Here is a 13,782-nt window from a genome sequence, read left to right on the forward strand (position 1 = left end):
CCAAACGAGGCCGGGCCGCATCGCGCGCCCGGCCTTTTTTCAATCTTTTCTCGCCTCAGGCTTCCGCGATCAGCGCGGGAGAATTGTTGCGCACATTCCCCACCGCTGGCCCGACCGGCCAGGCATGCATGGCATCGGCGGCGAACGGCTCGAACAGGTGTGACGGGTCACCGGCATCCGGATCGAGCCAGGTCGCATAGTCTTCGGGTGACACGATGACCGGCATCCGGGTGTGCAATCCGGCCATCAGGTCGTTCGGCTTGGTTGTCAGCACGGTGAAGCTTTGAATCTCCGACCCGTCGATCAGGGCTGCGTCCCACAGACCGGCAAGGCAGAACCAGCGCCGGTTGCGCAATCCAACAGCAAACGGTGTCTTGGCCCCCTTGGCCCCCGTCCATTCATAGAACCCGGACACGGGTACAAGACAGTGCTTGTGCCGGAAGGCACCGCGGAAAACCGGTTTTTCGGCGGCTGTCTCAGCCTGTGCGTTGAAGGTCGAGAATTTCATCTCCGACAGGGGCTTTGACCACCAGGACGGTATCAGCCCCCATCGCGCCGGCGCCATTTCGACATGACCGGCATGCTCGGCGCGGCGGATCACGGGCTGGATCGTCGTCGGCGCAGCATTGTAGGTGGCTTCGGGAGGCGCAACGCCCTCCGGCGGAACCAGGCCGAGGGCATCATGGTACTCTGCCCAGGTCACCTCATGCCTGAAGAACCGACCGCACATGTCCTGCTCCCGACCGTGTGATGACTCACACGAGAGAGACGTCGGTTATCTTGTAGGTCAAGGGCGTTTCACCATGGCTGGCGACGGTCACGTATTCGCCTTCCTTGAAGACATGGTCGCCGAGCCGGTAGCCCGCCTCGTCATCGCCCTCGTCATCTTCGTCATAATGGAAGAACCAGTGATTGCCACGATGCGTCAGCAAACCGTCCGCATGCTCTGACTCATCGGAGGAAAAGCGCACGACCCGGCAATTCTTACGGACGGCACGCCAGGCCTCCACATCCAGGCGGGCGTCAGCCGTCAAAGGCGCGACCATTGTATAACCTTCGCTCGGGTCGCCCGCCGGAAGACCGGGATTGCGCGCCAGTTGGAGTGTAATGCGGCTGAGAGCCATGTTGATTTCCTTAGTCTGTTGAAGTGTCGGCACGCTAGCGTGCCAGCGCGAGCACCGGCGCGTGGGCCGCTTCCAGCATCCGCCGGGTCGTTCCGCCGAACAGGCGCTCGCCGAGCCGCGAATGGCCATATGCGCCCGCGACGATCATGGACGCCCCACTGCCTTTTGCCAGGGCCAAAAGGCCGCTGCCGACATCACCATCGATCTCGGCGGTCTTGGCCGTCACGCCGTGACGCTTGAGCCAGCTCTCCAGCGTACCTGGCTCGGCCGCTGGCCGCGCGACATCGCGTTCGAGGTCTTTCGGCGCCTGCGCGATGATGACATCTCCCATGGCCCGGATCAGAGGAAGGTGGAAACGCACCGCCCGCGCCGCGCCATTGCTGCCATCCCAGGCGATGATCACCGGCCCCGAAATGAATTCGTCGCTACCTGCCAGCACAACCGGTAGCCGTGCGTCCATCATGACATGTTCGAACGCCAGGAAAAGCGGTTCGCCGCTCTTTGCCGCCGACCGGGGAAACACCACGGCTTGCGCCAGTGTCGCCGCATTCGCGCTGGCGCGTTCTACCGTGTTGACCTCATGAAAGAAGTCGCAGTCGAGTCCGTGAGCGCCCGTGCTGGTAGCATCCTGAAACGCCGTCTCGGCTGTCTGCTTCATCGCAAGCTGCATATCGACGATGCTTTGCGCGGTGCTCGCTGTCAGGCCTGATGCTTCCGGCGTCGCCGCAACCATCAAAACCGCATTTGGGTCGGGTAAGGCAAACAGGCCGGTGACAGGCGTGTTCAGCCGACGTGCGAGTTCGACAGCCGTCAACGTACTCTGACGATCTTCTTTTTCGGTTCCCTGCAACACTGCAACGACTGACACGGGACATGTACCTCCAAGTGATGGGACTTGTTCAACTCGGGAACAGTCTATCACCCGGTACGGATTTGGCGAACTACGCAGTTTCCCCTAACGCGCGGCAGCGATCCGTGCCCGCGCGATCCGGTCCGCGACCGCATTGGTCGGCTGGCCGCTGGTCAGCGCTTCATCCAGCACCTCACCCAGTGTCTGGACCAGGCGCGCCAGCTTGCCATCCACCCATTCGCGGGAATAATTGCCGGAGATCTCGGCCGCCACATTGATGATTCCGCCGCCATTGATCACATAGTCTGGCGCATAGAGAATGCCCTTGCGCCGCAGCAGCTCGCCCATTTCCGGCATGACCAGCTGGTTGTTTGCACCGCCTGCAATCGCCTTCACCCTGAACCGGTCCAATGTCTGTTCATTGACCACCGCTCCCAGCGCACAAGGCGAAAAGATATCCGCCTCGACATCGTAAATGTCATCCGGCGCAACAATGCGCGCGCCCGTACGGGCAGCCACCGCCTTGAGCGCTGCCTGGTCGATATCTGTGATGACAAGGTTCGCGCCGGCCTCGGCGAGGTGATCGCACGTATAACTGCCGACTGATCCCACGCCCTGTACGGCAACTGTCCGTCCGGTCAGGTCCCCGCTGCCGAGCGCACGCTTTGCGGTCTCGATAATGCCCAGATACACGCCGCGCGCCGTGACTGGCGACGGGTCGCCACTCGCCGCTTCGCCTTGGTCGAGCCCGGCGACATAAGCTGTCTCTTCGCGCACGATCGCCATGTCGGCGACGTCGATCCCCACATCCTCGGCCGTGTAATAGCGCCCCTGAAGGCTCTCGACCGCTCGGCCAAAAGCCCGGAACAGGTCCGGAGACTTGTCGGTCTTGGCATTGCCCCAGATCACCGCCTTGCCACCGCCGAGCGGAATGTCCGCCATGGCGTTCTTGTAGCTCATGCCCTGGCTGAGGCGCAGCACGTCCTTCAGCATGGCCTCGCCGGATGTAAAATTCCACATCCGCGTTCCCCCGGCTGCTGGGCCACGGGCTGTCGAATGGATCGCGATGATCGCTTTCAGGCCGCTGGCGGTATCCTGGAACAGGTGCACGCCTTCATGGGAATCGTAGGAGGGATGGTCGAACATGTGTGGAATCGCACTTGGTTGCAGATGAAACGAATTGCAGCGTTTAGGGTCTCGCTTCCCTTGGGTCAATCGCAATGGGCGCGACACAGGCACCTCTGGCCCAATCCTTGCCTGATTGCTACCCGCCTCATTTGAGTGCCCTTGCCACACCTCGCCTGCCCGGCTGGAAATCTCTTGTTAACCTTCAGAAAATTGACTCCTTCTCAGGAATTGACGCGTATCGTCTGCTCATAAAATGCAGCTTCGTCCTGTCCTCCTTGCCATCGGCATCATGACCGTCCTGCTCGGCGCGGCGATGATTCCGTGCGCGCTGATGGATTTGGCCGACAAGCGTCCTGAAGCGTATGTGTTTGCTGTCTCCGCATTCGGTTCCATGTTCATCGGCACGTGCCTCTGGGTGCTGGCGCGCGGCGGTGACCAGCGCACGGGCCAACGTGAGGCCTTCCTGCTGACCGTGCTTGTCTGGGTCTTCCTGCCCGCAGTCGCGGCGATTCCCTTCATTGCGTCCGGCATGAGCCTTACGGACGCGTTCTTCGAATGCATCTCCGGTCTCACCACGACAGGCGCGACCGTCCTCACGGGCCTCGACGATATGCCGCGCGGCCTGCTGCTCTGGCGCGCCATCCTGCAGTGGTTCGGCGGCATCGGCATTATCGTTACCGCCATCGCCATCCTGCCCCAACTTCGTGTCGGCGGGATGCAGCTGTTCGAACTCGAAAGCTCAGACCTCTCCGGCAAGTTCCTGCCACGTATTACCGACATCGCGGCCTATCTCGGCTTCACCTACCTCTTGATCTCGATGCTGTGCGCCCTCTGCTACTCCCTCGCCGGCATGAACTGGTTCGATGCCATCGCCCACTCCATGACCACGATGTCGGCCGGCGGCTATTCCACCCACGACCTGTCATTCGGCTATTTCAACGATACCAATGCGCCCTATGTCGCGACCGTCTTCATGTTCATCGCGGGGCTGCCGCAGAGCCTGCTGGCCATGATGCTTCTCCAGGGGCGGATCATGCCGATGATCAAGGACCCCCAGCCGCGCGTGTACCTTTTGATCGCACTCGTCCTCTCGATAGTGATCGTCGCCTATCACGAAATCGTCGTCGACCCGAAGAATCTTCGAGACCGCAGCCCACGCGTTCAAGGATGCCCTGTTCAATATAATCTCGGTGATGACGGGCACGGGATACGCATCGGCCCCCTATGACACGTGGGGGGAACCGGTCATGGCGATCTTCCTGGTCGCAACTTTTGTCGGCGGTTGCGCCGGTTCAGCCGCTTGCGGCCTCAAGATGTTTCGCCTTGAAATCACCGCGAAGGCCATCGTTGCTTATTCCCAGCGCATGACGATGCCTCACCGCAGAACGCCAATCCGGTATGGTGGAAAAGTGGTCGACGAAGAGACCCTTCAATCTGTCATGGTCTTCGTGTTCCTCTACCTCGCCACGTTTCTGGTCGCCGCAGCGCTTTTGTCCCTTTGCGGTCTGGACGCAATGACCGCCATTTCCGGTTCGGCGACCAGCGTCTCGAATGTCGGCCCCGGTCTGGGACCCATCATCGGGCCGTCCGGCACGTTCCAGACACTTCCTGATGCAGCCAAATGGATTTGCGCCATCGCCATGCTGCTTGGCCGGCTTGAATTCATCTCGGTCTTCGTCGTGCTGACACGCCGCTTCTGGCAGGGTTGATTATTCTCGCCGGGTCAATCTGGACTTCTGCAGCATTCCCTGAACATATGGCACACATGGTGCCACTAGAGCGCCCACGGGAGGAATTTGATATGTGGAAGACCCTGACGCTTGCCTCAACAGCGCTCGCGCTCGTCGCCTGCGGTGGAAACAAGCCTGAGGAAGCGCCTGCTGAAACCGCCGCAATCCCGCAAAGCGCTGCGCCGGAAGGTGCCACCGCCGGATACAACGCTGATCGCAACGCCTATTTCGGCGACATGCACATCCACACGCGCAACAGTTTCGACGCCTACATATTCAACGTCCGCCGTACCGCCGATGATGCGTACCGTTTCGCCAAGGGTGAGACGATCAAGCACCCGTCCGGGTTTGATATGACCATCGCGGGCGGCCCGCTCGATTTCTATACCGTCACCGATCACGCCGAGTATCTCGGCATCCTTCCGGCGATGAATTCCAAGGACTCGCCGCTCTCAGAACTACCACGCGCCAAGGACATGTTCTCGACCGATCCTGCCAAGATCCAGGCCGCCTTCCAGGGTGTCGGCGCCTCCGTCCGATCGGGCAACAAGATCGAGGACATGTACGACGAGCCACTGATCAACTCGGTCTGGGGGCAGAACATCGCCGCCGCCGAGAAGTACAATGAACCCGGCGTCTTCACCACGTTCTCGGCCTATGAATTCACGTCGGTCACAACACCGGACGAGAATGGCGGCTTTGGCGGCGGCAACCTGCACCGCAACGTGTTCTTCCGCGGCGAAGCACCGGCACGGGCCTTCTCGACGCTCGACTCGACGAACCCCGAAGATCTCTGGGACTGGATGGACGCACAGCGCGCCGAGGGCCGCGAGTCGATCGCCATTCCCCACAATTCCAATGTGTCTGACGGCCAGATGTTCCGGCTCGAAACCTACAATGGCGACCTTCTCGATGCCGCCTATGCCGACCAGCGCATGCGCAACGAACCCCTTGTCGAGGTCACGCAAGTCAAGGGCACGAGCGAGACCCATCCCGACCTGTCACCCAATGACGAGTGGGCCGATTTCGAAATCTATGAAGAGCTGCTTGCCAGTAACACGGTTTCAAGGACATCCGGGTCGTATGTGCGCGAGGCCTATCGCAATGGCCTCAAGATGCAGGAAGAAAAGGGATTTGATCCCTTCCGTTTCGGCCTGACCGCAGCATCCGACAGCCATGTTGCCGGCGGTGCCTATTCGGAAACGGATTATTGGTCGAAGATCGGCATTGTCGATGGCCTGCCTTTCCAGCGCGGTTCTGTGCCCATGCCCGGCATCAAGGACTGGGCCGACCAGCCGGACAACCAGACCACACAGAATGCAAGGCACTGGTTTTCACGCTGGTCAGCCTCCGGCCTGACCGGCGTCTGGGCAGAAGAAAATACACGCGACGCCATCTTTGATGCCTTCCGCCGCAAGGAAACCTTCGCCACGACTGGTCCTCGCATGAAGGTCCGCTTCTTCGGCGGCTTTGGCTACACCGCCGACACGCTCAATGCCACCGACCTCGCCAGACAGGCCTATGCCGGTGGCGTTCCGATGGGCGGCGATCTGGTCGGAACTGGCGAAGCGCCAAGCTTCATTGCCTGGGCCATCCAGGACGCGAACTCTGCGCCCCTCCAGCGCGTGCAGGTGGTCAAGGTCACCAGCAGCGGCGAAGCCGTTTTTGACGCGGCCTGTTCCGGCGGCGCTACACCCGACACCAACCATCGGTGTCCCGACAATGGCGCGAGTGTCGATGTCACGACCTGCGCCACGACAGTCGGCAGCGGTGCTGGCGAACTGAAAGCCCTCTGGACCGACCCCGACTTCGTGCCCGGCCAGCGCGCGACATACTATGTCCGCGTGCTCGAAAACCCGACCTGCCGCTGGTCGACATGGGAGGCCAACCGCAACGGAACGCCGCCCAATCCCGACCTGCCAACAACAATCCAGGAACGCGCCTATACGTCGCCGATCTGGTACATCCCGCCAGCCTAGATGAGACAGCTGCTGCGCGAGCCGCTTGTCCATTTCATCATCGTCGCATTGCTCGTGTTCGCCGGCCATGCGGCGTGGACGGCGCACGTCGCCGCCCGGAATGGCACCATCATCGTGACCCAGGAAGACATGCAACGCATGGCCGCGCTCTACGCGTCAGAATCCGGTGCGCTGCCCTCCCCGGAGGACATGGCTGCGATGGTGTCGGACCAGATCCGCGATGAAGCCCTGTCCCGCGAAGCCCGGCGCATCGGCCTCGATGCCGACGACACGATCATCGAACGTCGGCTCGCCCAGAAGATGAGCTTCATGGTTTCCGATCTCGCCAACGTGCCGGAACCCGACGAGAAGACGTTGCGGTCTTGGTACAACACTCACAAGGACACCTACACCGCACCGCCGAACGTCACCTTCGAACACGTCTTCCTCAGCACTGACGCTGGCACGCGTGCAGACGTAACCAGCCTCCTGGCCACGCTCAACGGCCCGTCGCCCCCCGACTGGCACACTTTGGGCGATCCCTTCATCCTCCAGCGTGCCTATGGCGATCTCCCGTTTCGCGAAACCGTTCGCCTGTTCGGGACAGATTTCGCCACCGCACTCTTCTCGCTCGACGCAGGCGATACCTGGCAAGGCCCCGTCAGGTCGGCCCTCGGGCTCCACCTCGTACACCTGATCGTGAAAAATGAGGGTAGCCTACGCCCCTTCGAGGACGTTCGCACGCAAGTGGAAGCTGACTGGCGCGACGAGACCCTTCGCACCGCTAACGAGACCGCCATCGCCGAAATCATCAAGCGCTACAAGGTGCGCATCGAAGGCGCCGAATGAGACGGGTCGTCTTCGCGCTCCTTGCCCTGTGCTGCATCCTGCTGCCAGCCACCGCACATGAGGTCCGCCCTGCCTATCTAGAAGTGACGGAAACAGGTCCGGGCACATTCGCCGTCACCTGGAAACAGCCTGTGCTCGACGGCAAGCGCCTGAAGCTCGACCCCGTGTTTCCAGATGGCTGCGACCGGCAGAGCGAACGCGCCGATGCCACTGCTGGCACCCTGGTCCAGCGCTGGGAGATGCAGTGCGATCTCTCGACAGGCCATATTGAAATCGCCGGTCTGGAGCGCACCCTCACGGATGCCTTTGTCCGCGTGGACCGCCTCACCGGCGACGATCTCTCGGCCGTCCTCCGTCCCGGCGCCCTGCGGCTGGACCTCTCCTCTCCGACAGGTGCGCCGACGGCCACCTATTTCCGGATCGGCGTGGAACACATCCTGTTCGGTTTCGACCACCTGCTCTTCGTGCTCGGCCTGGTCCTGCTGGTCCAGCCCCGCCAGCTGCTTGCGACCGTCACCGCCTTCACCCTGGCGCATTCCATCACGCTTGCCGCTGCTTCGCTGGGAGGCATCACCCTGCCCGGCCCGCCGGTCGAAATCGTGATCGCCATGAGCATCGCGCTGCTCGGCGCTGAAACTATCTATCGCAGCCGGGGCCGCGAGACGCTCAGCCAGCGCAAGCCCTGGCTCATCGCCTTCGGCTTCGGCCTGGTGCACGGGTTTGGATTTGCTGGCGCGCTGGCCGAAATCGGCTTGCCGAAAGGCGCCGAAGTGCTGGCCTTGCTGCTGTTCAACCTCGGCGTCGAGATCGGCCAGGTCGCCTTTGTCGGCGCTGTCCTGCTGCTGGTCTTCGTCGCCATGCGCCTCGCCCGCCTGCCGCTGGCGCCGGCCCGCATCGCCGCCGCGTATGCCATCGGCATCACCGGCGCCTATTGGGCAATCGAGCGGATCGTCAACGTTGTCGCCTGACGCCTATATCCCCAGCGCTTTCCACAACATCCGCGCCGCCACCAGTGCCAGCAACACGGCAAACAGGCGCTTGAGCAACACGGCGTCCAGGCTGTGCGCCAGTTTCGCCCCAACGGGAGCCATCGTCACCGTGAACACGGAAATCAGGGCAAAGGCGGCGAGGTTTACATAGCCGAGCGAAAACGGTGGCAGGTGCGGGCGTCCCCATCCGATGAAGATCGCCACGATCGCCGACGGCAGGCCAATCGCAACGCCCCAACCGGCGGCCGTCGCCACCGCCCGGTGGATCGGCCTGCCATAAAGCGTCATCAGGCTGACCCCGAACGTGCCCCCGCCAATCCCCATCAGCGCCGAGAGCGCCCCGATCGACATGCCCAGCCCGCCGCGTGCAACTCCCCCCGGCATCTCGTCCGCCAGCCGCCAGGTCGGCCGCCCGAAGAACAATTGCGCCGACAGGACAAAGGCCATTGTGCCGAAAATGCCGAGCAGGGCCTGTTTGGAGAGGAAGCCGCTCAGGCCCATGCCTGTCAGGGCGCCAATCACGATCCACGGCGCCCATGTCCGGATAATGCCCCAGTCCACCGCGCCATGGCTGTTATGTGCCATCACGCTGCGCGCCGATGTCAGGATGATCGTCGCCAGCGACGTGGCCACAGCCACATGCATCGCCGTTTCGCTGTAGCCCATGCCATCAAACAGGAAGAACAACACAGGCACGATCACCGCACCGCCGCCGATGCCGAACATGCCCGCCGCGAGCCCCGCAGCCGCGCCGGCTACCGCAAGACCAAGCAATAGCGGCCAGTACTGCAGGAAAATATCGATCATGTTTTCGCTTAGCGGGCCTGCCTGCAACTGGCTAGGGGGCCGGTTCTGACGAAACGACCCGGAATCCGATCTTACGGTCCCGCGTACCGCGTGACACCCGGGCCCGGTTTGCCGCCCGGTGAGTGGCCGCATTGTCCGACCATGCCCCGCCACGGATGACGCGCAGGTCACAGCTTCCGTTCAGCACGGCACCGCCATCCGTCGGGGCCGCCGAGTAATTGTTTACGTAACAGTCCTCAACCCATTCCCGGACGTTTCCCAGGGTCCCGACCAGGCCAAACCCGTTCTCCGGCAGGCTCGCGGTCGCCTGCGGACCGCCGGTCGCGACCTTCGACCGGTCGAAACCGTCGCCCCACCAATAGGCTGTTTGCGTTCCGCCACGCGCGGCATATTCCCATTCCGCCTCGGTCGGCAGGCGATATGTCCGCCCGGCCTTGCCCGACAGCCATTCCACATAGGCTTGCGCGTCACGCCAGGAAATCGACATGGCCGGCATGTCGCCGCGTGTTCCCGGATCTCCAGGACGGTAGCCTCGGCATCCGCCATCCGCGAGACAGGCGTCCCAGTCTTCATATGTGATCTCGCTGCGGCTCATCACGAAAGGCGCGAGCGTCACGCTGCGCAGCGGCCCTTCATTGCCAACCCGGCCGGATTCTGAATCGGGCGACCCCATCATGAATGCGCCCCCCGGGACGGAAACGATCACAGGACAGGTTTCACAGTCTTGCTGCGGACCAGACTGCTCCGGTTCCGGCAGGTCGACTTCAGGCGGTGCGTCTGCAGCTTCAGGGCCTTCCGGCGCGGTTTCCGCCACGACGTCCTCGATACCCGCTGCCTCAGCAGTCTCCAAAGACATGACGGACGCCGGATCGATTGGCACGGCGGCAGCGACGTCAACGGGCACTGAGTCTCCCATGTCCGCTGTTTCAGCGGCGGAGGCCCCGTCGCCACGGGATGGCATCAGCTTGCTCACGCCCCATCCGGCGCCGAACAGCAGGACCAGGCCACCGGCAATCATCGGCACGAGGGATGGCCTGTACTTTATACTTTTCGAAACCGCAGGCGCCGTTGCGGCGGCGGGCGTCTTTGCCTTCGTCTCCAGCGCCGCGATGCGATTGCGGGCGAGATCGGCAAAATGGCCCGCCGGGTAGCGCTTCAGGTAGGCGGCAAAGTCGGCGGCATCGGTCGATGACTGGATGGATGTCCAGAACGTGTTCTGGATCGTGCCGTCATCGGCGACAGGCGCGGCAACGGCGGGCGCTGGTTTGCCTGGCACGGCAGCCGGCTTCGGGGCGGGCACCGTTTCGGCTTTTGCGACGGTCTTGCGAGAAATGGCATGCCGAAGGTCGGTGACAAAGTCGATCCACCGCTGTTCGCTCCGGTCTCCGTCCCAGTCGATCAGGTCGGCCGTCTGCGTCAGCTCGAACAGGATCGGCCTGTCGGCGTTCTGGATCATCGCAGGTATCACGGCCGAATAGCGTTCGCCAAGCGTTGCTTCGGCACGCACCCATTTGGACTTCACCGACACGGTCGACCAGAGGACAACCACGACATCGGCGTTGCGCAGCATGCCTTCGGTCACCTCATCATAGGTCTGGCCTGCCTTGAGCACCTTGTCCCACCAGACGGTAAGGCCTTCTTCTTCCAGCGCTGCGGCCACCTGCTGCGCTTTCGGCCTGTCCGCGCGGCTGTAGGAGAGAAAAACATTCGCCATTCACGTCCCCTTGAAGCGGCTGTTTGGATACGTCAGGAAAGCCAGCTAAGCGATTACGATGACACAGAAATTTCGGTTTTCCAAACGCGATCGATTTCCGCCGGCGGCCATTGCAATCCTGCTTTGCCCAAAGCAGGATTGCATCAGGCTGCTGGCGGATCGTACCGTGCGGTGCACCGCGAAGGGGTGAGTGGAATGTTCAGGTTCAACGATGAGCTCTTGCTCAGCGCCGATGATCGCGACCTCGCCCAGAAAAAGTATCCGCGCGTCTACTTTGCCATGGACCATCCTGACTTGCGCACCGAATTCGAACGGGTTGACCGGCTGGCCAATGCCGCCAAGAAGCGCAGCCGGTCCATTGGATGCCTGACACTCAGTTTCGCCGTGGCGTCTCTTTTGACCTTCCCGCTTGAGCCCCTCATCACGGCTGCGTCCGGCGCGACGGCCGTGTCGCTCGACCTGTTCAAGGCCATCGCCATTGTCGGTGCTGTTTGCGGCGTTCTGGCCGTGATCTTCGGAAATCTCGGTCTCGCCTTCGGCAAGAGCAAACGTCGCTGGCTGCAGATGCGCCTGATGACCGAGCGCATGCGCCAATGGCAGGCTCAATATATCATCGCGCACATGGCCGACATTGTTCCAGCCGCCGGCTCTGAAACAGGACGCGCCGAATATGTCACGAACCGCGACCTCGCTTTCGAGCGGTTCCAGCGTTCCTTTCTCAGCCAGATCAGCAGCGAATATACGAAATACACCCGTCGGGAAGCCGTCGGGCATATGGGCCAGACCATGATCGACCAGGCAGGCCAGCAATCCTACTGGATCGATCCGGCCTGGGCCAAAGCGGCCGCCCGCAAACTGCCTGCCGATCCGGATGGAATTCTCGACGAGGTTTTCTCCGCCTGCGAGGAAACCCGCCTTCTCGGGCAGGTCCAGTACACAAACTATATATTGTCGTCCGAAGGATCGTTCTGGTCACTGCCGCGCAAGCAGATATCCATGTTGGGCAATACGATGTTCATCCTGGTGCTGTTGGCCTTCCTGTCAAACTTTCTGGCCCTCATGATCGCAATCTGGCCGGTCCCCTCATTCGAGCAGACGGTCGTGGGGTCCTTCGCAATCATCTTCGCGATCCTTGCCGTCGGCACCCGTTCGGTCGAGGAAGGCCTGCACCCTCAGCGAGAGCTCGCCCGGATGGAGCTTTACGCAGCCCAGGTGAACGCGGCGCTACAGCAGTTCACGTCAAGCAACTCGGCCGCCCGGAAAGTCGATGCATTGAAGGCGCTTGAGAAAGCATCGACCGATGAAATGATCGAATTCCTGGACGCAAACGAGCACGCCCGGTTTGTCCTCTGAGACTACCAGACGCCGGCCTGCTTAAGCGCCGCATCGAGGTCGGGCGGAATATCGAGCGCTGCCTCTCCGGTTTTCAGGTCGCGCGGCGCGTCTGTCGGTTTCAGGTAGCGCCAGCCCTGGAACGGGCGTTTGGCCTGCGCATAGGTTCGCACCAGCGTCGGGTCGAATACCAGTTCGCACATGGCGCGGCCTTCATCATCCTTGATCGCGCGGATGTCGATGATCCGTTGGCGCACCAGGATCGCCCGCTTGATCACCCAGTAGATCGAGCCGCCGTCGAGCATTTCCTCAGCGCGTTTCGGCGCCATGCGCGTGTGGTGGACGGGATGCTCCAGGCGCTGCAGCAGGCGGGTTTGCCAGTCAGCGAGGTCTTCGATCGTGTCGGCGCCCACGCACAGTTTCACCATGTGAATCGTCATGTAGCAAAGTCTAGCGTGCCCGGCCGTCCAATCCAGTCATCAATGTCGGCCTGGCTGTTTTGCCTCGCTCGAAATCCTGCTGCGCCTCGGCACTGGCAAAGAAGAATTCCGCGTTCACCACGCTGGCCGAATAGCGCCGCTCAATCTTACGGAAGGCTGCCCGCGCTTCCAGTTCCACTGAGAACCCGGACACATAGCTCATGCTCCAACGCGGTTCGGTGCGCAGGAAATAGCTCTGGTTGTACTTTGTCAGCTTGCCGCCTTCAGGCCCCGCCACCGGGTACGGCAGCGTATAATCTATCCGCAGGAATCGCTCACCCACCGGGTCGAGCCAGGCCGTCGCTTGCAGCCGCTCGGCCGCCCAGACATCGAATTCGCCGTCATTCTTGGATGGCGTGTGCCGGAAGGAAATTTGCCAAGCGTGCCCCCGGTCGTCGACCTGGACCCTTTGGCCAAGGCTGGCGCGCAGGTCGTCGGGAAACAATCTCCCATCAGGCGCGGCTTCGGCGGCCCAGTTCGCGGCCACTTCCTCCAGTTCATCATCCTCGCCCTGCCAGTCGACCACTTGCCAGCGTTCGGCGCCCGTCTTGCGGGGATCAAAGGCATATACACGCTTGGCCCGGTCGCTCTCCAGTTCCACGGTAAAGGCGGCGCGCAGCGTTTTCGGGGCCTCGGTTGCCGACAGCGCTGAATCCATCGGGCCGGACCCGGTTACCAGCGAAAACGCCATGAGTAGTGCAAGCCACATCGACAAAACCATCCCGATTGCACTTTTATCCACATTTGCGGCATCCATGCGGCAAAGGAGCAAAAGCACGTTTGGCTGCCATCCTAGGCGGCCAAGGATTTATGGGAGTTGAA

The 13,782-nt window shown here is 62.1% G+C and carries 14 protein-coding genes; 6 read left to right on the forward strand and 8 right to left on the reverse strand.

Features of this window, described 5'->3' with window-relative positions; all coding sequences use genetic code 11:
- Positions 1-55: 55 nt before the first annotated feature.
- From AC0L7I_RS00200 to AC0L7I_RS00215, 4 genes are all read right to left on the reverse strand, one after another.
- Positions 56-730 (reverse strand): SOS response-associated peptidase, encoded by a 675-nt coding sequence (locus AC0L7I_RS00200; protein WP_473397513.1) that lies wholly within the window; start codon positions 728-730, stop codon positions 56-58.
- Positions 731-755: 25 nt separating this feature from the next.
- Positions 756-1,124 (reverse strand): hypothetical protein, encoded by a 369-nt coding sequence (locus tag AC0L7I_RS00205; RefSeq protein ID WP_473397514.1) that lies wholly within the window; start codon positions 1,122-1,124, stop codon positions 756-758.
- A 34-nt stretch (positions 1,125-1,158) separates the two neighbouring features.
- Positions 1,159-1,992, reverse strand: coding sequence for a universal stress protein (locus tag AC0L7I_RS00210; RefSeq protein WP_473397515.1), 834 nt, complete (start codon positions 1,990-1,992; stop codon positions 1,159-1,161).
- 87 nt (positions 1,993-2,079) lie between these two features.
- On the reverse strand, positions 2,080-3,120 hold the full coding sequence (locus AC0L7I_RS00215) for a Glu/Leu/Phe/Val family dehydrogenase (protein WP_473397516.1): 1,041 nt from the start codon (positions 3,118-3,120) through the stop codon (positions 2,080-2,082).
- Between the two features lie 235 nt (positions 3,121-3,355).
- On the opposite strand from AC0L7I_RS00215, the gene AC0L7I_RS00220 reads away from it, so the two are divergent.
- The 5 genes from AC0L7I_RS00220 (at position 3,356) to AC0L7I_RS00240 (ending at position 8,607) form a co-directional block, all read left to right on the forward strand.
- A complete protein-coding gene (locus AC0L7I_RS00220; RefSeq protein WP_473397517.1) occupies positions 3,356-4,330 on the forward strand; it encodes a TrkH family potassium uptake protein in 975 nt (324 codons plus the stop codon).
- A complete protein-coding gene (locus tag AC0L7I_RS00225; RefSeq protein WP_473397518.1) occupies positions 4,296-4,811 on the forward strand; it encodes a potassium transporter TrkG in 516 nt (171 codons plus the stop codon). Before AC0L7I_RS00220 ends, AC0L7I_RS00225 begins: the two co-directional genes overlap by 35 nt.
- 92 nt (positions 4,812-4,903) lie before the next feature.
- Positions 4,904-6,811, forward strand: coding sequence for a DUF3604 domain-containing protein (locus tag AC0L7I_RS00230; protein ID WP_473397519.1), 1,908 nt, complete (start codon positions 4,904-4,906; stop codon positions 6,809-6,811).
- A complete protein-coding gene (locus AC0L7I_RS00235) occupies positions 6,812-7,639 on the forward strand; it encodes a peptidylprolyl isomerase (RefSeq protein WP_473397520.1) in 828 nt (275 codons plus the stop codon).
- Positions 7,636-8,607 (forward strand): HupE/UreJ family protein, encoded by a 972-nt coding sequence (locus tag AC0L7I_RS00240; RefSeq protein WP_473397521.1) that lies wholly within the window; start codon positions 7,636-7,638, stop codon positions 8,605-8,607. Before AC0L7I_RS00235 ends, AC0L7I_RS00240 begins: the two co-directional genes overlap by 4 nt.
- A 3-nt stretch (positions 8,608-8,610) precedes the next feature.
- Here the strand turns inward: AC0L7I_RS00240 and AC0L7I_RS00245 are convergent, their stop codons facing one another.
- The gene (locus tag AC0L7I_RS00245; protein ID WP_473397522.1) at positions 8,611-9,435 is read right to left on the reverse strand and encodes a sulfite exporter TauE/SafE family protein; all 825 of its coding nucleotides are present in this window, start codon (positions 9,433-9,435) and stop codon (positions 8,611-8,613) included.
- A gap of 31 nt (positions 9,436-9,466) precedes the next feature.
- A complete protein-coding gene (locus AC0L7I_RS00250; protein WP_473397523.1) occupies positions 9,467-11,149 on the reverse strand; it encodes an SUMF1/EgtB/PvdO family nonheme iron enzyme in 1,683 nt (560 codons plus the stop codon).
- Positions 11,150-11,344: 195 nt separating this feature from the next.
- On the opposite strand from AC0L7I_RS00250, the gene AC0L7I_RS00255 reads away from it, so the two are divergent.
- Positions 11,345-12,502 carry a hypothetical protein gene (locus AC0L7I_RS00255; protein ID WP_473397524.1) on the forward strand — a complete coding sequence of 386 codons (1,158 nt, stop codon included), beginning with the start codon at positions 11,345-11,347 and terminating at the stop codon, positions 12,500-12,502.
- Between the two features lie 2 nt (positions 12,503-12,504).
- On the opposite strand, the gene AC0L7I_RS00260 is transcribed toward AC0L7I_RS00255, so the two are convergent.
- Together AC0L7I_RS00260 and AC0L7I_RS00265 are read right to left on the reverse strand one after the other, a co-directional pair.
- Positions 12,505-12,921, reverse strand: coding sequence for a DUF1489 family protein (locus tag AC0L7I_RS00260; RefSeq protein ID WP_473397525.1), 417 nt, complete (start codon positions 12,919-12,921; stop codon positions 12,505-12,507).
- A 10-nt stretch (positions 12,922-12,931) separates the two neighbouring features.
- On the reverse strand, positions 12,932-13,669 hold the full coding sequence (locus tag AC0L7I_RS00265; RefSeq protein WP_473397526.1) for a hypothetical protein: 738 nt from the start codon (positions 13,667-13,669) through the stop codon (positions 12,932-12,934).
- Positions 13,670-13,782: the final 113 nt, after the last annotated feature.

The sequence above is a fragment of the Hyphomonas sp. J20-32 genome, assembly GCF_055808555.1.